General features: G+C 42.0%; 24 protein-coding genes and 1 other annotated feature. Of the genes, 16 read left to right on the top strand and 8 right to left on the bottom strand.

The features are described from left to right. Window position 1 precedes the first annotated feature (1 nt). Window positions 2–853 carry an AraC family transcriptional regulator gene (locus M3636_RS06700; RefSeq protein ID WP_251381684.1) on the bottom strand — a complete coding sequence of 284 codons (852 nt, stop codon included), beginning with the start codon at window positions 851–853 and terminating at the stop codon, window positions 2–4. 176 nt (window positions 854–1,029) lie between these two features. Between M3636_RS06700 and M3636_RS06705 the strand changes: the two genes are divergently transcribed. Next, window positions 1,030–2,427, top strand: a complete 1,398-nt coding sequence (locus tag M3636_RS06705) for a family 4 glycosyl hydrolase (RefSeq protein WP_251381686.1) — start codon at window positions 1,030–1,032, stop codon at window positions 2,425–2,427. 104 nt (window positions 2,428–2,531) lie between these two features. On the opposite strand, the gene M3636_RS06710 is transcribed toward M3636_RS06705, so the two are convergent. Further along, the gene (locus tag M3636_RS06710) at window positions 2,532–3,416 is read right to left on the bottom strand and encodes a LysR family transcriptional regulator (protein ID WP_251381687.1); all 885 of its coding nucleotides are present in this window, start codon (window positions 3,414–3,416) and stop codon (window positions 2,532–2,534) included. A 129-nt stretch (window positions 3,417–3,545) separates the two neighbouring features. Here M3636_RS06710 and M3636_RS06715 point away from each other — a divergent pair, with 129 nt between their 5' ends. The 9 genes from M3636_RS06715 (at window position 3,546) to M3636_RS06755 (ending at window position 12,181) form a co-directional block, all read left to right on the top strand. After that, complete coding sequence (locus M3636_RS06715) at window positions 3,546–4,292, top strand: acetoacetate decarboxylase (RefSeq protein WP_251381688.1); 747 nt, start codon at window positions 3,546–3,548, stop codon at window positions 4,290–4,292. 14 nt (window positions 4,293–4,306) lie between these two features. Continuing rightward, on the top strand, window positions 4,307–5,353 hold the full coding sequence (locus M3636_RS06720; RefSeq protein WP_251381689.1) for a ketopantoate reductase family protein: 1,047 nt from the start codon (window positions 4,307–4,309) through the stop codon (window positions 5,351–5,353). 335 nt (window positions 5,354–5,688) lie between these two features. After that, window positions 5,689–6,339, top strand: a complete 651-nt coding sequence (locus tag M3636_RS06725) for a hypothetical protein (protein ID WP_251381690.1) — start codon at window positions 5,689–5,691, stop codon at window positions 6,337–6,339. A 37-nt stretch (window positions 6,340–6,376) separates the two neighbouring features. Further along, window positions 6,377–7,255 carry a phosphotransferase family protein gene (locus tag M3636_RS06730; protein WP_251381691.1) on the top strand — a complete coding sequence of 293 codons (879 nt, stop codon included), beginning with the start codon at window positions 6,377–6,379 and terminating at the stop codon, window positions 7,253–7,255. Then, entirely contained in the window at window positions 7,252–7,623 is a 372-nt protein-coding gene (locus M3636_RS06735) for a hypothetical protein (RefSeq protein ID WP_251381692.1), read from the top strand. The genes M3636_RS06730 and M3636_RS06735 overlap by 4 nt, the downstream gene beginning before the upstream one ends. A 322-nt stretch (window positions 7,624–7,945) precedes the next feature. Continuing rightward, a complete protein-coding gene (gene codB / locus M3636_RS06740; RefSeq protein ID WP_145407570.1) occupies window positions 7,946–9,223 on the top strand; it encodes a cytosine permease in 1,278 nt (425 codons plus the stop codon). After that, complete coding sequence (locus M3636_RS06745; RefSeq protein ID WP_128101908.1) at window positions 9,192–10,460, top strand: cytosine deaminase; 1,269 nt, start codon at window positions 9,192–9,194, stop codon at window positions 10,458–10,460. Before codB ends, M3636_RS06745 begins: the two co-directional genes overlap by 32 nt. Window positions 10,461–10,805: 345 nt before the next feature. Next, window positions 10,806–11,756, top strand: coding sequence for a helix-turn-helix transcriptional regulator (locus tag M3636_RS06750; protein ID WP_251381693.1), 951 nt, complete (start codon window positions 10,806–10,808; stop codon window positions 11,754–11,756). 236 nt (window positions 11,757–11,992) lie between these two features. Continuing rightward, complete coding sequence (locus M3636_RS06755; protein WP_251381694.1) at window positions 11,993–12,181, top strand: hypothetical protein; 189 nt, start codon at window positions 11,993–11,995, stop codon at window positions 12,179–12,181. A gap of 290 nt (window positions 12,182–12,471) precedes the next feature. Here M3636_RS06755 and M3636_RS06760 read toward each other — a convergent pair whose 3' ends face one another. Continuing rightward, window positions 12,472–13,089, bottom strand: a complete 618-nt coding sequence (locus tag M3636_RS06760) for a TetR/AcrR family transcriptional regulator (RefSeq protein ID WP_251381696.1) — start codon at window positions 13,087–13,089, stop codon at window positions 12,472–12,474. Window positions 13,090–13,219: 130 nt separating this feature from the next. Here M3636_RS06760 and M3636_RS06765 point away from each other — a divergent pair, with 130 nt between their 5' ends. Then, on the top strand, window positions 13,220–13,984 hold the full coding sequence (locus M3636_RS06765; protein WP_251381698.1) for an alpha/beta hydrolase: 765 nt from the start codon (window positions 13,220–13,222) through the stop codon (window positions 13,982–13,984). A gap of 69 nt (window positions 13,985–14,053) precedes the next feature. Here the strand turns inward: M3636_RS06765 and M3636_RS06770 are convergent, their stop codons facing one another. Both M3636_RS06770 and M3636_RS06775 read right to left on the bottom strand, forming a co-directional pair. Beyond that, window positions 14,054–15,271, bottom strand: a complete 1,218-nt coding sequence (locus tag M3636_RS06770) for an NAD(P)/FAD-dependent oxidoreductase (protein WP_251381700.1) — start codon at window positions 15,269–15,271, stop codon at window positions 14,054–14,056. A 101-nt stretch (window positions 15,272–15,372) separates the two neighbouring features. Beyond that, window positions 15,373–16,503: a GerAB/ArcD/ProY family transporter gene (locus M3636_RS06775; RefSeq protein ID WP_251381702.1), complete on the bottom strand. Its 1,131-nt coding sequence runs from the start codon at window positions 16,501–16,503 to the stop codon at window positions 15,373–15,375. A 154-nt stretch (window positions 16,504–16,657) separates the two neighbouring features. Beyond that, window positions 16,658–16,910: a binding site (T-box leader), on the top strand. Between the two features lie 69 nt (window positions 16,911–16,979). On the opposite strand from M3636_RS06775, the gene trpS reads away from it, so the two are divergent. Then, the gene (trpS, locus tag M3636_RS06780) at window positions 16,980–17,966 is read left to right on the top strand and encodes a tryptophan--tRNA ligase (protein ID WP_251381704.1); all 987 of its coding nucleotides are present in this window, start codon (window positions 16,980–16,982) and stop codon (window positions 17,964–17,966) included. A gap of 60 nt (window positions 17,967–18,026) precedes the next feature. Here trpS and M3636_RS06785 read toward each other — a convergent pair whose 3' ends face one another. The 3 genes from M3636_RS06785 to M3636_RS06795 form a co-directional block, all read right to left on the bottom strand. Then, the gene (locus M3636_RS06785) at window positions 18,027–19,736 is read right to left on the bottom strand and encodes an AraC family transcriptional regulator (RefSeq protein ID WP_251381706.1); all 1,710 of its coding nucleotides are present in this window, start codon (window positions 19,734–19,736) and stop codon (window positions 18,027–18,029) included. Window positions 19,737–19,937: 201 nt separating this feature from the next. Then, complete coding sequence (locus M3636_RS06790; RefSeq protein ID WP_251381708.1) at window positions 19,938–20,885, bottom strand: ABC transporter substrate-binding protein; 948 nt, start codon at window positions 20,883–20,885, stop codon at window positions 19,938–19,940. A gap of 135 nt (window positions 20,886–21,020) precedes the next feature. Then, the gene (locus M3636_RS06795) at window positions 21,021–21,650 is read right to left on the bottom strand and encodes a GNAT family N-acetyltransferase (RefSeq protein ID WP_186323370.1); all 630 of its coding nucleotides are present in this window, start codon (window positions 21,648–21,650) and stop codon (window positions 21,021–21,023) included. 135 nt (window positions 21,651–21,785) lie between these two features. Between M3636_RS06795 and M3636_RS06800 the strand changes: the two genes are divergently transcribed. The 4 genes from M3636_RS06800 (at window position 21,786) to M3636_RS06815 (ending at window position 26,212) form a co-directional block, all read left to right on the top strand. Continuing rightward, window positions 21,786–22,346, top strand: coding sequence for a TetR/AcrR family transcriptional regulator (locus tag M3636_RS06800; protein WP_128101919.1), 561 nt, complete (start codon window positions 21,786–21,788; stop codon window positions 22,344–22,346). 294 nt (window positions 22,347–22,640) lie between these two features. Then, window positions 22,641–23,939 carry an NCS2 family permease gene (locus M3636_RS06805; RefSeq protein WP_128101920.1) on the top strand — a complete coding sequence of 433 codons (1,299 nt, stop codon included), beginning with the start codon at window positions 22,641–22,643 and terminating at the stop codon, window positions 23,937–23,939. Window positions 23,940–24,152: 213 nt separating this feature from the next. Then, on the top strand, window positions 24,153–25,136 hold the full coding sequence (locus M3636_RS06810) for an alpha/beta hydrolase (protein WP_128101921.1): 984 nt from the start codon (window positions 24,153–24,155) through the stop codon (window positions 25,134–25,136). 80 nt (window positions 25,137–25,216) lie between these two features. After that, the gene (locus M3636_RS06815) at window positions 25,217–26,212 is read left to right on the top strand and encodes an alpha/beta fold hydrolase (protein WP_483311504.1); all 996 of its coding nucleotides are present in this window, start codon (window positions 25,217–25,219) and stop codon (window positions 26,210–26,212) included. Window positions 26,213–26,322 lie beyond the last annotated feature (110 nt).

Here is a 26,322-nt window from a genome sequence, read left to right on the forward strand (position 1 = left end):
GTTATTCGAATTTGGAGGGTGGTACGTTATACATTTTTTTGAACGCTTTCGAGAAGGTGAAGGGATCGGGATATCCCAGAAATTCAGCGATTTGCTGGATGGTATATTTTTTCTCATACAGATAGTCCCTGGCGCGATTCATTTTAATCTGATTGATGTACTGTCCTGGGGTAATGCCTAAAATTTTCTTGAACAGAGAGATAAAATACTTCTCGGAGATTCCCGCAACAGCCGCAAGCTCATTAACCCGGATGGCTCGATGCAGATTCGCCTCAACATACTGGAATACATTCTGCAGAACATCCAGACTCCCTTCGCTTTTTCGAGTTTTCCGATTCTGGAGGAATGCACCTGTATATATGCCTTGCCCATGAAGCTCCAAAATTTTGGCGATGACAAGAAGCAACGTCGCTTTTAGATAAAGTGGATTGCCAGAAGTACCCTTGTTCTGCTTAAACCGTCGATAGGAAGAGGCAAATAGCGTAGTCTCTTCTTGTATCAGGTTACCAGGTACGATACCTGGAAGTTGAAATTCACCCAGAATTCGTTTTTGCTCAGCGATGCTGAAATCAAAGTGCATGTAAACAAATCGGCACAGTTCTTCAGTTGTAGTTGCCATATAAGGCATATCCGGATAAAAGAATATGACATCGCCCGTGCTTGCTGTATGTTCAATTCCGTCGACGGTTATTTGAACGGAGCCTGCGGTAACAAGCCATAGATCATAGTCGGAATGCGACTTATGCTCAATCCACTTTCGGTCGTGAGTCTGTTCAAGATAAGAGCTCATACGGAGTGTGATATGGTCAGAGAGCTCGTCAATTATACTCATATTTACATGATTTGTAGGCATCTGATCAACCTCGCTTTGTTTTACTTTATGACATCCTTTGATTTGTTCTAGTCTATAAAAGGATTTAGAGTCTTTTTGTAATCGTACCATATGACATGTTTAGAAAACTATCACACATTCCGATTCTGTGCCACTTCTCTATAATGAACTTATATCGTTACGAGGAGGGTTAATGAATGAATAATGACACAACGATGCAACATCCTAAAGTGGTCGTGATTGGCGCGGGTAGCCTGTTTTTTGGTCGTCAGTCCATCTGGCAGATGGTTCACTCCCCATACTTGAATCAGGGTACACTTGCGCTTGTAGATACGGATGAAGAGAGACTCTCGAAAATGGTAACATTAGCTGAAAAGGTAGCGCGTGAGAACAACGTATCTCTTAAGGTAGAGGGTTCGGTGGATCGGAGACAAGTGCTGCCAGGAGCAGACTTCGTTGTACTCAGTTTTGCGGAACAATCGGTGAAGTATCGTGGTATTGATTGTGAGGTTTCTCTGAAATACGGTATTCGGATGTGCTCCGGTGATACGATTGGACCAGGTGGAATCTTTCGAGCTATGCGTGAGCTACCGGTTATTATGGAGTGTGCAAAAGACATTGAAGCCCTATGCCCTGATGCATGGGTCATTAACTATATCAATCCATCGACGGTTCATGGGATTGCGCTGCATCGTTATGCACCACAACTTAAATCCTTTGCGCTCTGCGATAGCCACCATATGCCACACAAGAAGGCCTACTATGCTGTGCGAGCTGGAATTATCGGAGACCATAGCGAGTTTAACCAACAGATTGACCAGAAATTCGATTTCCGCATCGCTGGTGTGAACCACTTTACTTGGCTGCTCAAAGCCGAGTTTGAAGGGGCAAATGTGATGCCCAACATTGCCGAAGCTATGCGCAAGCTGGCAGGGGATGAGAATAACGGCGGCGATCGTGGTGCTAAGGCTCTTTTTAATGATGCGATTACGTACGAGTTGTATGATATTTTCGGTATTATTCCTACATGTACAGCACACACGAAGGAATATGTTCGATACTGGCAAGGTCACGGCAAGAGTGCGGACACAATCCCGCCTTTATCGATCTGGGAGACAGAGGATCGATATCAGCGGCATGACGAAATGTGGCAACAGGTGGATGATTTTCTGGCGGGAAACATCCCGATTGCTGATTATATGAGCACATTCGGTCCAGATCATGCGACAGATATCATCGAAAATATGGTGGGCAATCTGGGCAAGAAGTTCTTCATTAATACTCTGAATCAGGGCGCGGTAACCAATATGAATAACGATTCATTCTTGGAGCTGTTATGTGACGTGAGTATGGATGGCGTTAAGCCTGTCCATGTAGGCGAGATGCCACGCGGAATCAGAGGTATGCAGGAACTTGTTCTGGATACGCATGAGCTTACAGTCGAAGCCGTGCTGAATCAGAGCTATGAGAAGCTGAGACGAGCCATGCTGACCGATCCGCTGGTGAACTCCATCAGTGATGCGGATAAGATCATACACGAATTGTTAGAACTTGAGCGTGAGATGATTCCACACGGTTGGTACAATAAAAATTAATGAACAGACCACGTGAGTCCCTGGAAAGGGAATTACGTGGTCTTTGGTTATGAATCGTTATATTTACGTAGTCGTAGATATACCTAGTCCAGTTTTAAGTCACCTCAAATTTTAAACATGCCAGCATTCACCTTGTAGTATGAGATAATAAATTCACGAAACCCTTTAACCGCTGGAGAGAGCCATTTCTGCTTAACCCAAGACAAGCTGATCGGATATACGGAAGCTTCATCTGCAATTTGGATATAATTCAAGCCCAGATTTCTACATACTGACACGGGGAGCAAGGCTACACCTTGATCAAGTCGGATAATTTCCAACAGCGTATGCGAATCAACCTCAAATGCAAGATTGGGGAGGAAGCCAGCTTTTTCGCAGAGCATCGTTGTAAATCGACTATACTCCTTGTTGTCAGCCAGTGAGATAAACGGCTCCTTGGCAACAACGTCTAATGATATGGTAGTCTCACCACGATAAGTATGGTTCTTAGGTACAACCAGTACAATGTCTTCTTCAACAAGAACAACACTTTCAATCTCCTCGTCCTCAATCGGATGCCCCGTTATCCCCAGATTCATATCACCTTTTTTCAAACTTGTAATAATCTCATTCCGGCTCCCAATGCCTTGCTGAAGCTTGGATTCAGGAGAAGCGTTAATGTAGTCTCCAATAAGACCCGTCAGAAATCGAGGATTCGTAATGGAGATTCGGATGGTGCTAGCGATCTGATGTTCTTCTGCTCTGATCTCCATCTCAGCATTCTCAATTTCTAAAAAAATTCGGTTCACATGCTTCAACAGAATTCTCCCCGATGCATTCAATTCGATTGTTCTTCCTTTGCGGTGAAACAGAGGTGTTCCTAGTTCATCTTCCAACCGTTTAATGGTTAGGCTCAGTGAAGGTTGGGCTATGTTTAATTGAGCAGCAGCTTTAGAGATATGTTCCGTATAGGCTACTGTCTGAAAATATTTGAGTTGAAGCAGCTCCATTTATCTGCACTCCTTATTTATTGTGATAAATATATATAGTTCTTATTATGTATTATATTAAATTTAAACATTGATGTAGAATTTATTTATGAGATAGAGATAAATTTTGGATAAGGCAGGTGTCCTTTGATGAAAATCGATGTAAATAACATAGCTAACAATCTGAATACCCCCTTAACGGCTCCGGCTTATCCGATGCCACCGTACAAATTTGTGAATCGCGAATATCTAAATATTATATACCGGACAGATGAGCAAGCTTTGCGGGCAGTAGTACCAGAGCCTTTGCAGATCACAGACCCTCTGGTTAAATTCGAAGTAATGTGGATGCCGGATGTATCTGGACTCGGAGCTTATACGGAAGCAGGGCAAGTCATCCCCGTTCAATTCAATGGTGAGCATGGCGATTATGTGCACTCGATGTATGTAGACAACTTCCCGGCGATTGCCAGTGGTCGAGAGCTGACGGCATATCCGAAAAAGCTGGGTGCACCCAAACTATACACGGATTCCGATACGCTTGTGGGCACGCTTGATTATGGAACACTTCGTGTCGCTACGGCGACCATGGGTTATAAGCATGTAGAAATGGACAAAGATGCTGCTAAACGTGAAATATGTCGTCCGAATTTTATGATCAAGATTGCAACGGACTATAACGGTAATTTGAGAATCTGTGATCTGATCCGCACTCAAATTACAGATATTGAGGTGAAGGAAGCCTGGACAGGGCCTGCCCGGCTTCAGCTCTTCGAGCATGCACTAGCACCTCTTGCAGATCTGCCTGTATTGGAAGTGGTATCTGCATCCCACATTCTTACCAACTTAACTTTAAATGCAGCACAGCCTGTATATAACTACCTAGAAGAGAAATAAGGAGGAAACACAACATGAGAATTGCAATTGTAGGAGCAGGATCTTTGGGAACCATCGTTGGAGCTTATCTAGCGGACGGTGGAATGGATGTCGAGTTAATTGATGCATATCAGGAGCATGTCGAAGCTTTAAATCAGACAGGTGCCAAAGTGACCGGTACCACAGCGTTTCAGGCTAACGTAAAAGCGATAACCCCTGAGCAGAAGTCAGGACAATACGATCTCGTGCTACTTCTCACAAAACAGCTATATAACGAAGCGATTTTACAGGAATTACTTCCATTTTTAAAAGAAGACAGTATCGTGTGCTCCCTGCAGAATGGGATTCCTGAAGATAAAGTCGCTGCGATTGTTGGTGAACATCGTGTCATTGCAGGCTCCGTAGAGTTCGGTGCTACATTCATAGAACCTGGCGTGTCTAGCTTGACGACGGAATATACTCAGTTCAAACAGTATGCTTTTCAGATTGGCGAGCTAAATGGTGAAGTTACCGAGAGAATTGAGCGAGTTAAATCCGTTCTAGACCTGGTCGGAGGTACACATATATCGGATAATCTCGTTGGAACAAAGTGGTCGAAATTGTTGATTAACAACGCATTTAGCGGATTATCAGCAGCATTGAATGGACAATATGGAGATATTATCGACCACGAAGCTGGTATTGTGAGCGCGGTTCACATTGCGGATGAGACGATTAAAGTTGGACATGCAACTGGAGTTCAATTTGTGAAAATGAATGGCTTCGACATTGCTTCTCTTGAACTGAACAGCGAGGCAGATATTCCTGAACGAGTTCAAACATTACGTACGGTAATGGAACCTTCAAGACTGCTGAAAGCAAGTATGCTACAGGATCTGGAGAAGAAACGTAAAACCGAGATTGATTATATTAATGGAGTCGTATCCAGTAGAGCGTCAGGCACCGGGGTGGCCACACCGTACAATGACCTGGTCGTTGAATTGGTTAAACAGGCCGAAGAGACCCACACGGTTCCGCAGTTTAATACGAATATCGAAGCTTTTGAAGCATTATTAAATGAGCAACATGCCAACACGATATAAATAATAATTTTGAATGAACACATCATGTTTATTGATTACTATGAAAGACCTTACTAGGCAGCATCTGGTGAGGTCTTTTTGCTATATCAAAACGAAGATGAAATTTGTTGAACTATAAATCCCCTAACATTTTACAAAAAGAGATTGTTAATTTGATATAATAGTTACTTGAATCAATTTCATAACTCATTAATACGTGTTTTATGTAACTAGATATATACAATTAAACCGTTTTGATCTATATCTAGCCTTGATTGAAGCAGCTAAAGGTATTATGAAATTGATTCACTTGTTGTTACTTTTTTCTTATTTACATCATTCGGGGGAGATTGCTTATGCGGAAGCTACGTTGGGAATTTGTAATGGCTATTATCGGTTTTTGGTTTGTTTTGTTCATGACTTGGAATGAATATTCCAAAGTTCTAACGTTCAGTGTTGTCTTGACGGGTATATTTATCGCGTTTATTCGGATTCATTGGTATCCATTGGCGTTTGATAAGAACATTGAGCGGGTTGAGTCCTATTTGAGGAATCAGAAAAACACACCCGGGATGTATATCAATTATGTCATGGCAAATAAATTAGATGACGAAGCAGAGGTTGTTATGGAGCAGGTACGGCTCAAATACAAACGGGAAGTGGCACAAGCCCCGTTCAAGGCAGCTTATGGATTTTATAACCAGGACATGAATGCAATTCGGGAAGCAATTCCTCATATTCGCTGGTCCGATTACCGGACATATTATGAAACGTATCTTCTGTTAGAGGAGGGTAACAGCGAACAAGCACGAGAACGACTGAAGTCTATTAAGAAACATTGGATGAGATCTGCGCTACTAGGAGCAATAGAACTCAAAGCGGGTCGAAGAGATCTTGCCATACAGCTTGCGAAGGAAGCCCTTGATGTCTCTAAGGGTGTCCACCATTATGTGCTCTATAAGGAATACGAAAGGTTATATCCAGAAGTTGTTAAGACCGTATCCTAAACACGACATTTAATTTCTGAAAGTAGCGTGGTAACTTATGAACATAGAGCAGATTATGCAAGAGTTAGTAGATCGTAAAGTGTTAAACTCTATCGCTATTCCAGCCAAAGCATTAAGTGGAGGCACAGTAAGTAAGCTATATCTTCTAGAGCGTACAGATGGGAATCCATATGTCGTGAAAATGAATGAGCCTAGAGTGGTTAAGTCTGAATCGGTCTTTCTTAAACATTATCAATCATCAAACTTACTCCCGAAGCTTATATTTTTGGAATCCTCCAATACGTATCTCGTGTACTCTTTTATCACCGGTTCAACGGATTATCCTGATGGGAATAAAAGAGAAATACTGCAAACGCTCATTCATGGGCTTATTAATGATTATAAGCAGGTAAGCACTAAACAAGGTTGGGGATGGGCGGATCAGCCGAGTAAATCATGGCGTGATTTTCTTGAAGAGGAACGTTCTGAGAAATCTAAAATGATCGGCATACACCTAGGTGATGAAGATCATAAACTGATATATCATTTGGTACAAAGCATGGAGGAAGAGCGGGAAGCATTTTTATTGCATGGGGATTGTGGTGTACATAACTTTATATTTGAGGGTGGGCGACTACAGGGTGTGATCGACCCTACGCCTGTCATTGGAGATCCCTTGTATGATGTGATTTATGCATTTTGTTCATCACCAGATGAGCTAACGATAGAAACGTTCCATTCAATCTTGGATCAGATTCGTTTTAAAAGGGAGACATCCGTAACGACGATCTACGAGAAAGTTCTCATCGGCTTATACCTGAGAATCGGAACTGCGATTAAGCATCATCCAAGCGATCTGGATTCGTATCTGGTATCTTGGCAGTATTGGAGGGAGATCGTACTTCAGTGCAGGAATAAGGGAGGATTGGAGTCATGATCAAGTTAACTAGAGATGGGAAATACGCCATGTCCATGAAGTTCGACCTGCATGGCGTTAATCTACTTATTGAAGCGTTTCAAAATGCATTAAATGGCGCTCAGGGCAACATTGAACTGGACGAACCAGCCATCGTTGGAAATAAGGGAATTAATAAGCTGACCTTCTCCTGTAACAATGAGCGGGATCAACTCAGTTATGCTGTATCCAGCCTGATTTTTGAATTGGAAGATGAAGTTTTAGAATATAATCTGGGTCGATTGAAAGAGTGTGCCGTGAGTCTGAATTTTGCTCCTGCTGAACTCTGTGAAGTACGTTTTGGCAAGGTCAATATAACGATTTACGGTATTTTGGAAAACTCCTTGTGAAGAGGGTCTATATCCCGGAAGTATTGATAATAAATTAATCATTAATATTAAATGGTTAAAAATTACATTGACATCTTCAGCATTTTCCAAAATAATAGAGTTTAATTGAATACTGGTACCTTTAATTCAGTCCAGAGAGGCTGGCAAGGGCAGCGGATTTTATAATCACGCAGGAATCGGGGCATATCCATCAGGGATGCTCTGCGTCTTCGCGCGGATTGTAATGCAAGAAGAGGCTACTTGTCGGTGTATAACTTGACAAGTAGCCTCTTTTTTCTGCTTTTTTTATGGTATCAGAACACTTTACTTTGGAGGTATTCTGATGAGCAAACAAGATCAAGAGTTTTCATGGCAAGAGGTGCCTAAGACGCAACGCAATCATTTTTGGAAGACGTTATCCGTTATGCTGGGGTTCACATTTTTCTCAGCGAGTATGTTGGCAGGGGGAACACTTGGCGTCAGTCTGACGTTTATGGAATTCATCGGCATCGTACTGGCGGGGAACCTGGTGCTCGGCATTTACACAGGAGCGTTGGCTCATATCGCTGCCAAGACAGGATTGTCCACACACTTGCTTGCAAAATATGCGTTTGGTGCGAAGGGTTCCTACCTTCCATCCTTCCTGCTTGGCTTTACACAGGTTGGTTGGTTCGGTGTCGGCGTAGCGATGTTCGCCATCCCGGTTGCGAAAGCGATGGACTGGAACGTATATCTGTTGATCATTGTGTTTGGTCTTGCGATGACAGCATCCGCTATTTACGGCATGAAGTCACTGATCATTCTTGGTTATATAGCAGTGCCCGCGATTGCTATTCTAGGTAGCTACTCCATGTTTGAAGGGGCTAGCACGCTAGGTGGTTTACAAGGATTACTAGACTACACACCAACACAGACGCTTACTGCGGCAGCGGCATTGACGATCTGCATTGGATCATTTATTAGCGGCGGCACGTTAACGCCCGATTTTGCGCGATTCTCCCGTACTTCCAAACAAGCGGTTACGGCGACGGTTATTGCTTTCTTCTTGGGGAATTCACTCATGTTTCTATTTGGTGCCGTAGGAGCGATGGCTTATAACTTGGCAGATATCTCAGAGGTCATGTTCCTGCAAGGACTGATCATCCCGGCAATTATCGTTCTAGGTCTGAATATCTGGACAACGAATGATAATGCGCTGTATGCTTCTGGGCTTGGGTTTGCGAACATCACCAAAATATCGAAGAAATTCTTCGTAATCGTTAATGGTATCGTAGGTACAGTGTTTGCGATGTGGATGTATAACAACTTCGTTGGTTTCCTGAATGTACTGGGCGCAGCTGTTCCATCGATCGGAGCTATTATTATTGCAGACTACTTTATTGTGAAACGCAGATCGTATAAACCTTTTGCTGAAATGAATTTCAAAAATGTAAACTGGATAGCCATGATTGCTTGGGCAATCGGCGTTGCATTTGCACAGCTTGCACCAGGGGTAACGCCACTTAACGCATTGCTCGGAACAGCGGTAGCTTATGTCTTGCTCATGCTGATTGTTCCAGCAAAAGAAAACAAAGAAAAGGGGAATTTGAATGATTATACAGAACGCAAAATTGCGGGGTAAAGAAGGTCTTTGGAATATTGTAGTAAAAGACGGAAAGTTTGTGCAGATCACAGAAACGCTGGAGACAACAGCTAATGACGAAGTTATTAACGTCAACGGCTCACTTGTTCTGCCACCATTCATTGAGCCACATATTCATCTGGATACGACACTTACGGCAGGAGAGCCAGAGTGGAATCTAAGCGGTACGCTGTTCGAGGGGATTCAACGTTGGTCTGAACGCAAGGCGTTCTTAACTCATGAGGATGTCAAAACCCGTTCAAAAACGGCATTGAAATGGCAACTGGCTCAAGGCATCCAGCATGTACGGACGCATGTCGATGTGACTGATCCAAGCTTAATCGCAGTAAAAGCGATGCTCGAAGTCAAAGAAGAAATGGCTCCATATATGGACATCCAGCTTGTTGCTTTCCCGCAGGAAGGTATTCACTCGTATCCAAACGGCGCGGAATTGCTGGAAGAGTCACTTAAAATGGGCGTTGATGTGGTTGGCGGTATCCCGCACTTTGAATTCACACGTGAATATGGCGTTGATTCCATGAAAGTTGCGTTTGATCTTGCTGAGAAATATGACCGACTGATCGATATACACTGTGATGAGATCGATGATGAGCAATCTCGATTCATAGAGGTTGTGGCGAAGGAAGCTTACGAACGAGGACTAGGTTCCCGAACTACGGCTAGCCACACAACCGCGATGGGGTCATATAATGATGCTTATACGTATAAATTGTTCCGTCTATTGAAGATGGCTGATCTGAACTTTGTGTCTAACCCACTCGTTAACATTCACTTGCAAGGACGCTTTGACACGTATCCGAAGAGAAGAGGACTGACTCGGGTGAAGGAGCTTCAGGAGGCGGGCTTGAATGTATGTTTCGGTCATGATGATATCTTCGACCCGTGGTACCCACTTGGTACAGGCAACATGCTTCAGGTGCTGCATATGGGCATCCATGCTTCACAATTGCTCGGATATGATCAGATCGTGAATTCAATTGATCTTATTACGAGCAATAGTGCAAGAACATTGCACATTGAGGATGTATACGGTATTGAAGAAGGTAAACCAGCCAACTTCATCGTGCTCGAAGCAGAGAATGAATATGAAGCCATTCGCAAACAAGCCGGTGTGCTGTATTCCTTCAGAAATGGTCGTAAAATCGCAGAGACGAAGCCGCGGGAAACATCCATTCTATTTGACGGTGGTTCGGAAAAGGTTACGTTCAACAAATAAAAGATATGGTCTAATTGTGGTTGACCAAGAGTCACCAATAGTTTAGATGATCAGATTCTAATATTTTCCCCTTTAGTAGACAAGAGAAAAGTCAATGTTAAGACGGACTTAATCTTGCTACGATAAGGGGATTTTTTTATGAATTGAACCATGGATTGTGCCCAAAACCGAGCTGCTATACTTAGGAATTAGAATGGGTTATATTGGAACAATAGTCGATTGAGGTGATTAAATGACAAACAAGAAGCTTTTGTCATTGTCACGAACAACAAGGTTAATGTCAAAGAGCAATGTAATTAAATGAATAAAAGTATCATTTCTTACATGGTTAGTGGGGGAAGAACAGTGAACAAAACGGAACGGCAGCTCGCAATAACGCTCGAACTTCAACGCAATAATAAGATGTTGAGGGCGGAAGACTTGGCTGCTCAATTTGAGACTAGCGTGAGAACGATATATCGGGATATGCAGGCATTGAGCGAGGTAGGAGTGCCTGTTTTTGGAGCTCCCGGACAAGGTTATGCCTTGATGGACGGATATTTTCTCCCGCCAGTTACATTCACCGCAGAAGAGGCTGTAACGCTACTGTTGGGTACAGATTTTATCTCACAGAGGCTTGATAATAAATACAGTGATGTGGTTGAACAAGTACAGCGAAAGATTGAAGCGGTTTTACCTGAAGGAGTACGTGAGGAGTCGACTCGTATACGCGAAACGATGAAAGTGATTCATGCGGGTGAACCGCAGATTGATGAAAAGGTGAAGAGCTATCTAAGCCAGGTACGCCAAGCCATTTTGGAGAGACGAAAAATACGGATGACCTATCTGAAAAAAATAGCTGAGACTGATGGAACTCGTATGAGCATACGAGAGGTCGACCCATATGGTTTGACACTTGTTCAAGGGAATTGGACGTTGATCGGACGTTGTGATACCCGTAAGGATATTCGACACTTTCGTTTGTCACGAATGACAGAGTTGTTTGTCTTGGAATCACATTATGTTATGCCGCTGGAATTTCACCTTAGTAACTATCGTCCACAGGATAAGAGAAATCAACGAATAACGGTTAGAGCGAATGTTGAAATAGCTGACAAAATTGCGGAGACGGGTCATTTTTATATCGAGGCTATTGAGAAAAAGGACGATAGTCTTCTGGTAACTTATCGTGTGCATGATCCAGAAGAGTTGGTACCCTATATCTTAGGCTGGGGAGGCGACGTCGAGGTGATTGAACCTCAATCTTTAAGTAATCGCATACAAGAAGAGGCCACTCGGATTCTTAAACGCTATTGACCCATTTGATCGAGGCTGGAGTCATCCTAATAATTTGAAAATGAAGGGTAACTTGACAGTATATTCGGTGCTAATTTATAGTTTATATAAATCTGGAGTTACAATTTGTACCAAGGAGAGCCTGCGTTTAAACAGTTATGTTGAACGTTATACCGATAGCATTTCATGATACAACAGGGCTCGCAGATCAGGTTTTATTTTTCAGCATGAGTGATGACGGAAAGGGGAATAATTCAATGCAAGCATCGGAGAGAACATGTAATGATTGTGGTGGAACTTCGTTCGTTGAAGCGATGGATTTTATTAATCTGCGCCCAGTGAATCAAAAGATGTCGCTTGGTTCTGAACGAGTGTACACCATCTGTCTTGATTGCGGTGAGGTTGTATCCATTAAAGTGAAGGACCCGGAAAAGTTGAAAAAATAAGATTACATTTACTCGCCTAACCACAGGCAGTTATATTCAGATTGAAATCATAGATTTATCCGAAGTCGCTCACGGAGCGGCTTTTTTGCTGCACATTTACAATTTACATAAGAACCACACACTATAGCTTCTATGAAAAGCGGAACGACGAGAAATTCCGTTCTAAGAACGAAAGCTCCCGTCGATCCACAAGCTAGCAAGTGTGCTTAAGATCATGCATAAGTTAAATCCTATCCGATCGAGCTACCAATGTATTCCAGCATAGAACAGTCATTCATCTATTCCTTCATTCAAGATACCTTTGCGCCCTGCCAGAAAAGGGATACGATCTTTTGGGCGAGAGCGAGGTGGGATTCATACTTTTGCGGGTTGTTTTCACGATTTCCCATTAACATTAAGGTCGAGAAGGTCTCCGCCAAGAACATGGGATCTTCTTCACGAAGGATCTGCTGATCCATAGCGAGCCTGAAATGTTCAGCCAGCAATTCGTGGATCTGCTGCTCAGCTTCACGGATTTCCCGAACTTGCTTTTCATCAAGAAAAGACTCAGCTTCTCGCATCATCGTTTCAATCTCCGCATGGGGGTTCGCTAATCTGGCCTCAGCCAATCGCACCAAACCATGCTCAAGATGGTCGGCTTCGTTCAGCAAATGTGAAGTGACCTTTCGAACATTGTTAAGCATCGTTGTCATGGCGACCTTGAATAGTTCGGGTTTACTCGCGAAATGATAATAAATAGTAGGTTTGGATACACCGCATTGTTTCCCGATCTGTTGAAGTGAGATCGCTTCATAGCCGGATTCCTTAAACAGTGCGGAAGCTGTATAAATGATCGTCTGCTGTATGGATATATCATTGTAATCCTGTTTAGGCCTTCCCCGTAAGCGTTTTACTGGTTTCTCTGGCATTGCATTCGCTCCTTCACATGAATATTTTATGACAAATTTCTATCATTAGCAAAATCCTCTTGTAATTTTACTTACCGGTAAATATAATTTAAATGTAATGAAATTCGTAACAAGTAAAGGTGGTTATATTTTGAAAACGGCGCAACGCATGAGCAGATGGAAAAAAATACTGATATGGACAAGCGTGATCGTCGTTGCCCTTGTGGTTGGATTGTTTGTGTACCTATCATCGGTGACATACAGCCCATCCAAACAAGCTGAAGCAGCTATGCAAAGTGACGGACAGGTATTGGTCACCGAAGTACAACAAGGCTATCGCTTTGAACCTCAGGGAACGGAAGCTGTGGAGCCCAATATCGTTTTTTATCCCGGAGGTCTGGTGGAACCAACCAGCTATTCCCCGCTAGCAAGAGCAATGGCTGAACACGGTCACAGGGTATATATTGCCAAGATGCCTCTGAACCTGGCCATATTTGGACTAAACAAAGCAGATACATTCATTGCTGAACATCCAGATGAAGCATATGTAATTGGTGGTCATTCACTTGGTGGCGCATTTGCTTCACGCTATGCTGCGGAGCATGCGGATCAGCTTGAGGGAATTTTCTACTTGGCTTCCTACGCTGACGACGGTGGCAGCTTGAATGATACCCATTTATCTGCATTGCAAATTACAGGAACCGATGATGGCGTATTGAACTGGGAAGAATGGGAGAAAACAAAAACCAATCTTCCGAAGGATACGACATTTGTCAGCATAGATGGAGGAAACCACGGACAATTCGGATCGTATGGCATGCAAAAGGGAGATCCTACACCTGAAATCACTGAGGATGAGCAGCTCAAACAAGTCGTTCAAGCGCTGGATAACTGGTTCAACTCGTTTAACAAGTAAAGCGAAAAAGGCCCGAATGAGTGAACCTGCGTGGTTACCATTTGAGCCTTTTTTTATTATAGAAGCTGGTTAGTGAGCGATAAGTGGTCTACTTTGCAGATAGATATCCCAATCGGGACTTGATCCTGTTACGATTTTATCGGCAACGATTTTGGCTAACACACCGTTATACACCGTGCCATTATCTCCGTATGCCATAATGACATAACAATGTGGGTATGATTCATATTGACCGATTATAGGTAACCCGTCGTGTGTTCCCCCGTAGAAAGCTCCCAAATAATATTCCGGTTCTGCCGGAATGTCCGGAAACAATTGATTAAACTCATGAATGAGTTTGTCTTTACTTGCTATAAGCTTAGAATCCCTTGTTGTGGCATAGGCAGTATCCTTGTCCATACCTCCGATAATTATTCGATTATCTGGCGTTGTGCGCATGTAGACATAGGGGCGGGCGGTTTCCCATATTAATGTTCGTTTATACCAGCTCGACCAATCTTCAATGGGCTTGGTAATGACAGCATAAGAGCTCGCGAGCGAGGCATTTTTCTCCACTTTAAACTCACGATCTTCATAACCGGCGGCGATGATAACATGTGTTGCCCGAATTTCATGACGCTCCTTGGTGTAGAAAACGGCATAGTCCTGTTCAAAGCGTTTACCTGTTATTTCCGTATTTTCGTACATTAAACCGCCATTAGATGTTACTTTCTCAAGCAGCCCATATACGAACTTTAGCGGATTCATCTCAGCATCATCATAATAGTACAGAGCGCCTGCTTTTTGAAAAGGGTACGACTGCTTGATACGATCTTCATCCCACAGATCAACCTTGAATCCGTATTTCTGAAGCAAAGCATATTCTTCGTTTAGAGAAGAGACATCTTCCTTGTCGCTTGCATAGTACAAGCTGTCACGTCTGATAAAGTCCGGATCAATAGGCAGCTGGCTACTGAGTCGCTCAATGTCATTGATCGATTTTTCACATAGTTTAAGATGACGAGCAGCCATTTCTTCACCAAAGGAATTACATAGCGATACAAAGCTCTTCTCACCGGCATATTGAATCAGAGCTGTATTGGTGCTGGTGCTACCTTCTCCAGCTTTTCTTTTGTCCACGATCACTACTTTTAAACCTTGTTCACTAAGGATGTTCGCGCACTGGGCACCTGAACTGCCAGCACCAATAATGAGTACATCACAGGATAGGTCTTCTTCTAGCTTAGGATAAGAGGGTGGGTTAACAACCGTTGTTGGCCAGTACAATTTTCCACTTTGCAGATCCATACCAAGTCTCCCTTATATATAATTCGGTATGTAGTATTAGCATTATGATGCAGCCCGATGCAACGATGTAATAACCATTAACACCTATGAATGGATTGGCTTTAGCCTGAATTTAAACCAGAGCCTTCATTAGACGATTGCTTACCTCCTTTTTTACGAATGATGCTGATGATCAGCAGCAGTAATGGCATCAGACCAAATAAAAAGAGGGTCATATTTCCAAGAAAATCACCTAATGCGAACGTTTCTTCCAGATTTTTCGGTAAATAGGCGATGATATATAGCACAGGCAGCAACGCATATTCCAGACCTGTGATATTTTTGAGACGAAACAAATCTCGAATACCCACGGCGGCAAAATAGTGCTTAAACGCATACGTTGCAAAAATTTGCATGAGCCAGAAGACGATAAAAAGCGATTCGTACCGCTCAAAAAATACGCCTTCAATTTCGAAGCTACGTACCATGTCAAATGTTGGCCAAGTACGAGTCTCAATGCCTGGCAAAGACAAATTTCCTACGACCATGACAATGGTAACCAGATAAATGATGGTACAGATAAGAATGCTATATATAGCAGCTTTATTGCTGGCTTTGACGTCTGCCATGAGTGCTGTAATGATCAATAACACTTCATAACCGGAATAAGACAGAAAGGAAGGCTTAATTCCTTTTAGTACAGGCAGAATCCCTTCACCTAGAAGCGGTCTGAGATTACTAAGCTCAAACATTCTGCTGCTTAGAACAAAAACGACTGCTAACAATAAGAGGGTGACGGGTAATACAATTTCAAAAACACGGATGATTACTTTAAGACCACCGCTAATCATGTAAATACCGATCCATAAGCTGACCATAATGGTAACCCAGCTTGGTGTACGTTCAAGAATGTACATGCTTGTAATTTCAGCCATCACTCGAACTTCGAATGAACACAGAATAACAAAATACATAATAATCAACAGTCCAATAAGATAGGAAACCCATTTACCTGTAATTTCAGGTGTAAACTCAAAAACGGATTTGCCAGGAAATCGGCGACAAAGTGTAACGAGTAAAACACTTACTAATGCTACTAATACACCTGACAAGATGATGGAAATCCACACATCTGGTGTTTTTACTGCTTTACTAATTGTGCGAGGTAGTGTTAAAATTCCGGCTCCAAGGATCGAATTAATAACGACAATGACTACCCCAGATGTGCTGATCTTCGATCCGGACTGCTTCATGATCTCACCCCAAGCTGGAAAATTTTTTAGTAGCATTCCCCAGTGTAGCTTTTTTATGTAAAATGGGGTTTGGTGATGTACATCGTGATTTACCTTGTAAATTGAAGCTTGATTTTTGCTTTACATTCGGATAATATGTATTTTAATTTAGTAATAGTTAGCAATGAATGGAAAGAGTAATTGCATTGAATCGTCCAAGCGAGCCGGCGAATGGTGAGAGGTCCGGTACGAGAATGTGTAATGAATGGGTCCATTCGCTTCAATCCGAACTTCGCATGGCGATCAGTAGGCGTTGACGGTATCCCTCCGTTATCCATGGGCACCCTGTTAGTCGTTTTGACAGGTGTGAGTGCAGCCGAGAGGCTGAATTCGGGTGGTATCGCGGAGTCTAACACTTCGTCCCTTTTAGGGATGGAGTGTTTTTTGTTTTTCATCTGTTAGGTAATGAGAATTTCAGTGAACTAGGAGGAATGACAATGAAACAGAGAATTTTATCGGGTATTAAGCCGAGCGGTGACTTGAACATTGGAGGGTATGGTGGTGCTTTAAGTCAATTTATTAAGTATCAACATGAGTTTGAGTGCTTTTTCTTTATACCTGATCTACATGCGATCACGGTGTATCAAGATCCAGAAGAATTACGGCGGCGGTCACGAGAAATTGCAGCATTTTATATTGCGGCAGGTGTAGATTCTGCTAAAGCATGCATATTTCTTCAATCCCAGGTTGCAGCGCATCCTGAGCTTTCATGGTTGCTGGAAACGCAGGCTAGCTTTGGAGAGTTGAGTCGGATGACACAATTCAAGGATAAATCAGAGGGCAAAGATGTTGTCAGCTCTGCGCTGTTTACCTATCCCGTCCTAATGGCCGCGGACATTCTACTCTACCAGGCGACACATGTACCCGTAGGGGAAGACCAGAAGCAGCATTTGGAACTAACGCGTGATTTAGCCGAACGGTTCAATCATCGCTTTGGTGAAACATTCACCCTACCTGAGCCCATTATTCAAGAGATTGGATGCCGGATCATGGGACTGGATAACCCGTCGAAGAAAATGAGTAAAAGCAACCCGAATCTTAGCAGTTATGTGCTGCTCTTAGACTCACCTGAGATAATCAAGAAGAAATTTGCTCGTGCAGTCACGGATTCTGAAGGAAGCCTATATTACAATTGGGAGACGAAACCTGCCATTAGCAACTTAATTGAAATCTACTCTGTATTCTCAGACGAATCAATAGAGAACGTTGTGAAAAAATTCGACGGACAGGGTTATGGTACATTCAAAAAAGAATTAGCTGAACTGGTCGTTGAGAAATTAGTCCCGCTTCAGAATCGATTCAAGGAAATCGTGAACTCGGCACAGTTGGATGCGATTCTTAAGGATGGTGCTGAACAAGCAGCCATTCAGGCGAACATTACACTTACCAAAGCGAAACAGGCGATGGGGTTAATCACATTTTAGATAACACATTATTTCTATTGCTATATCAATTGAACAAACACGAGGTTCTTTCCATATATCCTAAAGTATTCTCCTTTGTATTTTCGGATTTGTGAAGATCGATGGTAGAACAGACAATAACCTTTCACGGGTGATTGGATCGTCATAGTTCCAAATAGAATCTAACCAGTGAACGTTGTAAGGTGACGATTTTTCTGAAAATAACGGAGTGATAAATTGCAGGTCTGATGGATTGGACAGTACAAAGTTGCGGTCGCTTAGGTACCGGCTAATTTGATTAAGTTCAATTTGCACCCACAGCATACCCTCTTGAATGAAGTGGTTAACAGGTGCAGGGGGACGAAAGCCAAGGGATTCATATAACGTAGCCGCAAACCCGTTTTGCCCCATGACATAGACTTTTTTGCCCAATACAAGATATACCGTAGCGTGTTCTCCCACATGATATTGATCGGATAATTGACGCCGTAGACGCCGTATATTTGCCTCATATCGGTTAATCCACTGTTCTGCTACTTTATTTCGATTAAAAAGATCGGCGATGTAAAGTAACCGTTCGTAGGTGGTGTTTCTACCAGAATATACAATAGTTGGCGCTATGGCATCTAATTGTGACAGTTGACGTTCACAATAATTGCCTAACAGCATAAGATCCGGTTTTAACGGTGAAACCTGCTCCGGGGATGCTTGTAATCCGATATCTAAAATGCTGTGCAGCTTGTTTTTGTATATAACTTGCGACTTCATCGTAGCAATACCTGCTCCAATTGGCATAATGCCAATGGCAAGCAACTCACCGATTGTATTGGTTCCAGTTGCAACGATGCGATTAGTCGTTTCGGGAAGCTGTACCTTCCGACCAAGAGAATCAGTAACAATTCTTAGGTGAGTACGCGAAAAAATATTGGCAAACTCACGTGGTGCATAGCCTGTGAATTGATGAAAGCGCCGGCTAAAGTAGTATTCATCCTTAAATCCGACTTGCTTCGCGATTTCTCGTAATGTTTCAGACGAACGAAGCAACAGGTTTTTGGCATGCTTTACGCGCAGTTCTGTCAAATATTCAATCGGTTGTTTACCAGTAATTGTCTTGAATTTTTTGCTGTACTGCCATCGAATCATTCCTGTCATCTCGGCTAGGTATTCTACTGTCAATTCTTTGTTATAATGCTGCTCCATGTGCAGCAAGGATTGGTGTACTGCTTTTTCCTGATCTACTGAAGGGTTAGCTTGCTCCATTTGAGCCATCATACCAAGGATTAGTTGTAGTTTTGCCTGAAGAATAAGATATTCCGGGGCAAAGGTGGGAAGGTGCTGCTCTTGTGTGCGAACTTCCCCGTGTTTTTGCACATGGGCATTACGTGGCCAGGAGCATTCCCAATCCTCAGCTACCAGTGTTGTTTTTAAGATGGACATAGGCAATTTGTACGGATAACCAGAAATAAGCGTAGCATATGGAACTCGACGCAGGATCAGACCGTCTACTTCAAAATTTTTAAAGGTAAACCACGCTACTCTTGCTTGAGAATTGTCTGTTTCAAGTCGGTAGATATGCTGATACGAAAGGATAATGCAGCTACCTTGGCGCAAATTTTGGGTAACGTTATCGATATGCAGGCGAACGCCATGATCCATGATGATGAGTAAGGTACAGCAATCCGCATGATTATTCTCAATACGTATATTCTGAAGGGTACTCTCTGACGATAATGGGGTAGGACAAAGTAGAGCATACTGCTGTAATTGTATGTAGGTGGAAATATTGTGCATTCAGATGCCTCCTGCTAGTGATAATTATTCTCAATAAAAGCATCTTATCATAATTAATCCTATAACGACTATCTATACAATGTTTTATTCGATCTTGAAGTGACCTGTAGCTACTTTTTCGGATCTTGAAATATCAATGATTTTACTGAAAAAATCCCCATAGCCAAAGAGCGGGGGATTTATTCATAATTTTGATTCAGATTAACGATTCATCCATTTCGGCAATTCTTTAAGTAGCTGCTCCAGTGCTAAAAGGTTATCTGTATTCCAATCCGCAGAGGCGGTGTAGACATGTCCTGCTTGAACGGCCGGCAAGTTTTTCCAAAGCGGACTCTTCTGTAAATCATCTGACTCTGTTTTGCTTTCGTTATTGTCCTGAGTGAGGACAAACAGATGGTCACCTGCATATTCAGGTAACAGTTCTTCTGACAACTCGATGAAAGTATAGTTTTGAGAAATTATATTTTCTTCTACAGCACGCGGAACAGCAAATCCATGTTCCTGATATAGGACTGCACCGAGAGAACGATTACCCATCACATAGAGCTGTTTGCCGAGCTGTAAGAACACGGTTGCTGTTTCGGCCTCTGTTAATTTAATTTGATCCCACATCGCTTGAGTTTCTGAATCAAATTTGCTTATCCATTGCTCCGCTTCATCCTGTTTACTGAAAATGGTACCGAGTTCTTGTACCCGTTCTTTGTATGGTAAAGCTGAGTTAAAGGGAATGGTAGGCGCAATCTTGGAGAGTGCCGTGTTTCGTTCAGCATCCTGCGAGTATCCATTCAAAATTAAGTCAGGTTGTAAAGAAGCAATTTTTTCAAGATCGCCAGGATTCCCGACATCTTGAATATCTGTCAATAGACCTTCAGAAAAAATGTTATTCACATTGACAAGATTAGCTCCCACTACCGGTATTTTCATCGCTAACAGATCTTCAAGTGTAGAGCCTAGGTAGATAACCCGTTGTGGATGAGTGGGAATTTCGATCTGTTCATCTGTTTGGGTTGTATAGCTTTTAATTGCTGGAGTGGCTTGCTCCGCTGGTTGCGGATCAGTATTCTCTGACTGGCTGCACGCAGCCAATGTCGTTAACAAAAGAAGCAATCCCACCCATAACATTATATTTTTTTTAAATGCGTTATTCATATCTGCTGCCCCTGCTTTCTTTTTTTTGATATTGATAATGATTATCAATTACATTTTTTATTATAGACAGCAGTAAGAAGCGTTACAATGAACAAATAGCTACGATTTTATTTGGACAAATGTCAACATTTTATCTTAAGAGGAGTGGATAATCTGCTGAAAACTAAAATTTGTAATTGGATGATTACTCACTCCAATATTGTATTCACTAAAAACGCTAAAGCCGTTCTTCTCATAGAACCGTTTGTTTAGTTCAGTATGAGTGACGAGTGTGATGCGACCTCCTCCTTGCTTGCTGATATGAGGGAAAATAAAGGAATGGAACAATGAGCTTCCTAGCCTCTGCCCCTGAAAACCATTAGCAACAGCTAGCGAATCAATGTACCAGGTATCTTTGCCGTAACGCTGACAGGCTTCTTTCATTTTATTTAATGTCCTCAGAATATAAATCAGTTTTCTTACCCCAACCTGGGCGGTCAGTTCTATTCCACCATTAAAGAAATATTGGAAAAAGTTTGGTCCATGTTCACCTCTTTTTTTTAGCAAAACAGCAGCAACGATTTTTCCTTCTAATACACAGACAAAGCAACTGTTCTGTTGATAGTATGATTTGGTATTTATATAATTCAGTTGATACAATAGCTTCTTATAGTCCTTATCAGACCTCAACATAAGTGGAAATAATGGATAATCCAGAAATGATTCGGTAAACAATGAAGCGACTTCGTGTAATTCATTTTTAGTAGCTAAGCGATATAATTTCATGGGCATCTCCTTTTTATTGAGTGATGTTATTGTTATTGTAATGAGCTAACACACCATAAAATATAGTGAATTTTAAGTTTTCTGTTCAATAATGAACAGAAGGATTCTAAATGTTCAGAAAATGAGGTTATCTATATGGGAGATCGACGATCAAAGAAAACGAAAGCAGCCATTAAACAAGCTTTTCTAACACTTTTGAACCATAAGATGTTTACCAAAATAACCATATCTGAAATCTCGGAGCTTGCCGACATTGGTAGAGGTACATTTTATTTGCATTATGAAGACATTTACGCCCTATTTAGCGAAATTGAAGGTGAGATGTTTACTCAGCTTGATCAGTTTTACAACGATTCGTTCCCATATCAAGATCATCAAGATGTTCTACATTTTATTAACAAATTAACAGCGTACATTTATCAGAACAAAACCTTATTTCTTGTTCTGACTAATTCAGAAGATAGACTTATGACCTCTGCAAAATTCAAGTATTTTTTCAAAGATAAAATTCTGCAAGAAATGCTCGAACGCGACAGAGCTAAAAGTAATAGGACGTTGTTTGGGGAAACGGAAAGTTTGTTTATTGCATCTGGTGTTCAAGGAGTTATAGAGGATTGGATCATACGCGGGATGAAGGAGAACCCCACAGATATGTCAATTGCTATCCAGAAGTTGTTGCTCAAATTAGAAGAGTGAATCTGTTTGTAGTGGAACCTAAAAAACGAATAATATTACAAAATTAATCTAAATAGTTCGTAAATACTGTGAACAAATCGATTAATTCATTGACAATGACTGTTAAATTTATTAATATTCGAAATGGACATCAGGTTAACACAGAGATGGGTAAGATTATTTTTGGTTAAAAGCTCAGCGTTTAAATCCTAATGACGAATATAGGAGCGAATAGTTAACAATCCTATACGAAGATTAGGATTTTTTGATGTGTGGCTTAGGTTAATACTATGAAGGTTGGAGGCTGGCTTTACCATGGACAACTGGTTCAAACTGAAAGAAAGAGGCACGACTGTTTCAACAGAAATTATTGCAGGGATTACGACATTCTTCACGATGGTATACATAGTGATTGTAAACCCAGGAATTCTAAGCAGCACGGGTATGGACTTTAATGGTGTATTTATTGCGACTATTCTGGCAAGTATTGTTGCAACTCTAATTATGGGAATCTGGTCTAACTACCCGATTGTCTTGGCACCAGGAATGGGTCTTAATGCATTCTTTGCCTACAGTGTCGTTTCTGGATATGGCGTTTCTTGGCAGGTTGCACTTGGAGCGGTATTCATTGCGGGGATTTTGTTCATTATTTTATCAATCACTTCGTTCCGTTACATGTTGCTGGATGCTATTCCAGCGAGCTTAAAACATGCAATCACAGCAGGGATTGGTTTGTTTATTACAACGGTGGGTTTGCAAAATTCGGGCATCATTACCGATTCTGAATCGAATCTGATTACAATCGGAAACTTAGCAGAGCCAATGACGTATCTGACGATTATCGGATTAATTATCACGGTTGTTCTGATGGCTTACAATGTTAAAGGCTATTTATTCATCGGTATGGTGGTTACCGCGATACTTGCCTGGATCTTAGGACTATTCCAAATGCCAGAAACGATCGTATCCATGCCGCAAGGGCTTGGGACGACAGCGTTTCAACTCGATCTGGCAGGGGTCTTCTCGAATGGCTTGTACACGATTATATTCACATTCCTATTGATCACGTTGTTTGATACAACGGGTACGATGCTTGGTGTGGCTGAACAAGCAGGTCTGCTCAAGGATGGCAAATTCCCACGTTCTCGTGGAGCGTTACTGGCAGATGCAGTTGGTACAACAACGGGCTCATTGTTGGGAACGAGTCCAACATCCGCATATATCGAGTCCAGCACAGGGGTAGCGGCAGGAGGAAGAACGGGATTAACCGCAATTACAGTGAGTGTGTTGCTTGCCGTGACGTTGTTCTTCGCACCAATCGTAAGTGTGATCTCCGGCATTCCGGCGATTACTTCGCCAGCACTTATTATTGTCGGATACTTTATGATTAATGTTATCAGTAAAATTGATTGGAAGGATCTCGAAGAAGCATTCCCGGCCTTCCTCATTATCATTTTGACTCCGCTAACGCATAGTATTGCGACAGGTATCGGTATTGGTTTTATCTTCTATCCAGTGCTCAAGCTGCTTCGTGGCAAAGGCAAAGACGTACACCCGATATTCTACATTTTTGCAGTATTGTTCTTCATCCAGCTCGTGTTCCTCGATCACTAAACGATGTCATGCTTAAGGAGAATTGCTTGTACACAGGCAGTTCTCCTTTTTTGTATGCATTTTTTGGCTTGTTCATATTCAGTTCATATTCCCGTCACGAAGGGGACATCTTGCGTAATTATACTTCGAAGTGTGGATTCAAAATACTCTTTTTGAACCAATTCTTTACATAATGTTGCCATGGTAACATGACAGATATAAGGACAGGAGAAGATGAACGTGGCAGAAACAGTAGAAAACAAAGCAGGAACAAAAGGTCGTAAGAAACGGAAATTATGGTTGAAAATCATTGGAGGTATTGTCGGAGCGTTCGTACTGTTCTTGGGCATTACGTTTATCGTAAATATGATCAGTACCAGTATGGAGAAAGATAAAATTGAATCATATGGTCAGTATGTTGAAGTGGACGGAAAGAAAATGAATGTGTCTATTCAAGGCAGCGGCGAACAAACCATCGTACTCCTGCCAGGGCAAGGAACACCGTCACCTGTGCTTGATTTCAAATTGTTGATTGATGAATTAACACCGAGCTACAAAGTGGTGGCAATCGAGCCTTTTGGTTATGGATTGAGTGATAAAACCGAGAAGGAGCGGACGACAGCGAATATCGTCAGTGAAATTCACGAGGCAGTGCAACAGCTCGGCATTGACCGTTATGTGTTGATGGGGCATTCCATCACGGGATTATATGGAGTTACTTATGTGAACAATTATCCGGATGAGGTGCTTGCTTTTATTGGTATCGATAGCAGTGTACCCAATCAACCCGGTATGGATGTGAAATTGCCCCTGAAATCGATGCAGTTTCTTCAAACATCAGGTCTGATGAGATTAATCAAAAAAGTGAGCGGGGATTCATATAAATCGCTTGCATATGATGAGCATACCAAAGAGCAGATGAACCTAATCTCTAATCAAGTCTCAAGTAATGATACGATGATCGATGAGCTCAAGCATCTGGGTTCCAATTTCAAAAATAGCGAAAAACTCACCTATCCGAGTGATCTGCCAGTGCTACTCTTCGTGCAATCCAATAACGAGCATAATCCACAGTGGATTCCGCTACACGAGGAGCAGGCCAAACATTCTGTACAGGGCAAAATGATTCCAATGGAGGGTTCTCATTACCTGCATCATACGAAATTCAAAGAGATTGCTACAGAATTCAAAGCGTATATGAAAGAAATCTCACTATAATTAATAAGTGGAAGCATAAATTATAGGAATCCTGACCGTTAATCGTATATATGCGATTAGCGGTTTCTTTAGAGGAGTTGATGAGTTTGAAACCATCCGTAGTGAAGGAAGGAAGACAACGCAGTAAAACCAAGAGAGTGTTATATATTTTACTTAAAATATTCGCTGCAATCCTTATAGCCATAGTACTGTTTATCGCTGGCGTGTACACGTATAATCAAATCGCTAGTCATTCAGAACAGAAGAGGATTGAACCCTATGGACAACAAGTGTCTGTGGACGGAAAACAGATGAATGTACTCATTCAAGGAGAAGGTGAGGAGACCGTAGTCATCCTCCCTGGTTATGGCAATGCGGCACCTGGACTTGATTTTGAGCCACTGTTATCAGAGTTAACACCTTATTATAAAGTTGTTGTTCTTGAGCCCTTTGGCTATGGACTGAGCGATCAGACGGATAAGGAACGTTCCACGGAACAGATCGTAAGTGAAATTCATCAAGCTTTACAAAGCCTTCAGATTAATCGTTATATTCTAATGGCTCACTCCATTTCTGGGCTATACAGTCTGGATTATGTGAACCAATATCCTGAGGAAGTAAGTGCGTACATCGGCCTGGATAGCAGTGTTCCAACACTGAGCGAACAGAAAATTGATTCATCCGTGACTCAGCAGATTAAATGGTTCCGTAATTTGGGCTTTCCCCGCATCCAATTGATGCTGAGCAATGACCCATATGAAGATCTGCCTTATGATGAAGAAACGAAAGAACAATTGCAAATATTGAGACAAAAAAATATGTATAACACGACGCAATTAAATGAAGCTGTGAGTATGTATTCGAACTTTCAATCAGCAGCACAATTATCTTTTCCACCCAATCTACCTGTCCAGCTCTTCGTTCAAGCCAATCATCCGGTAGTGCCGGAGTGGGTACCTGAACATGAGAAGCAGTTAGCGAATTCTGTTCATGCAGAGATGGTGTTATTGGAGGCAGGGCATTATTTATATCGAACCCATGCCAAAGAGATTGCTGCAAAAGTAAGAGAGTTTACAGGAGCATTAACGGTACAATGATTTTGAGCATGTGATCCCAGATGAATAGGCAACAAAACAGGAACGGACGGCTCGCATGTCTTCACTTGCGGCTCGTTCGTTTTTTATATTTAAAATTAATGATTGTAATT

The organism is Paenibacillus sp. MER 99-2, from assembly GCF_023714095.1.
Lineage (GTDB): Bacteria > Bacillota > Bacilli > Paenibacillales > Paenibacillaceae > Paenibacillus.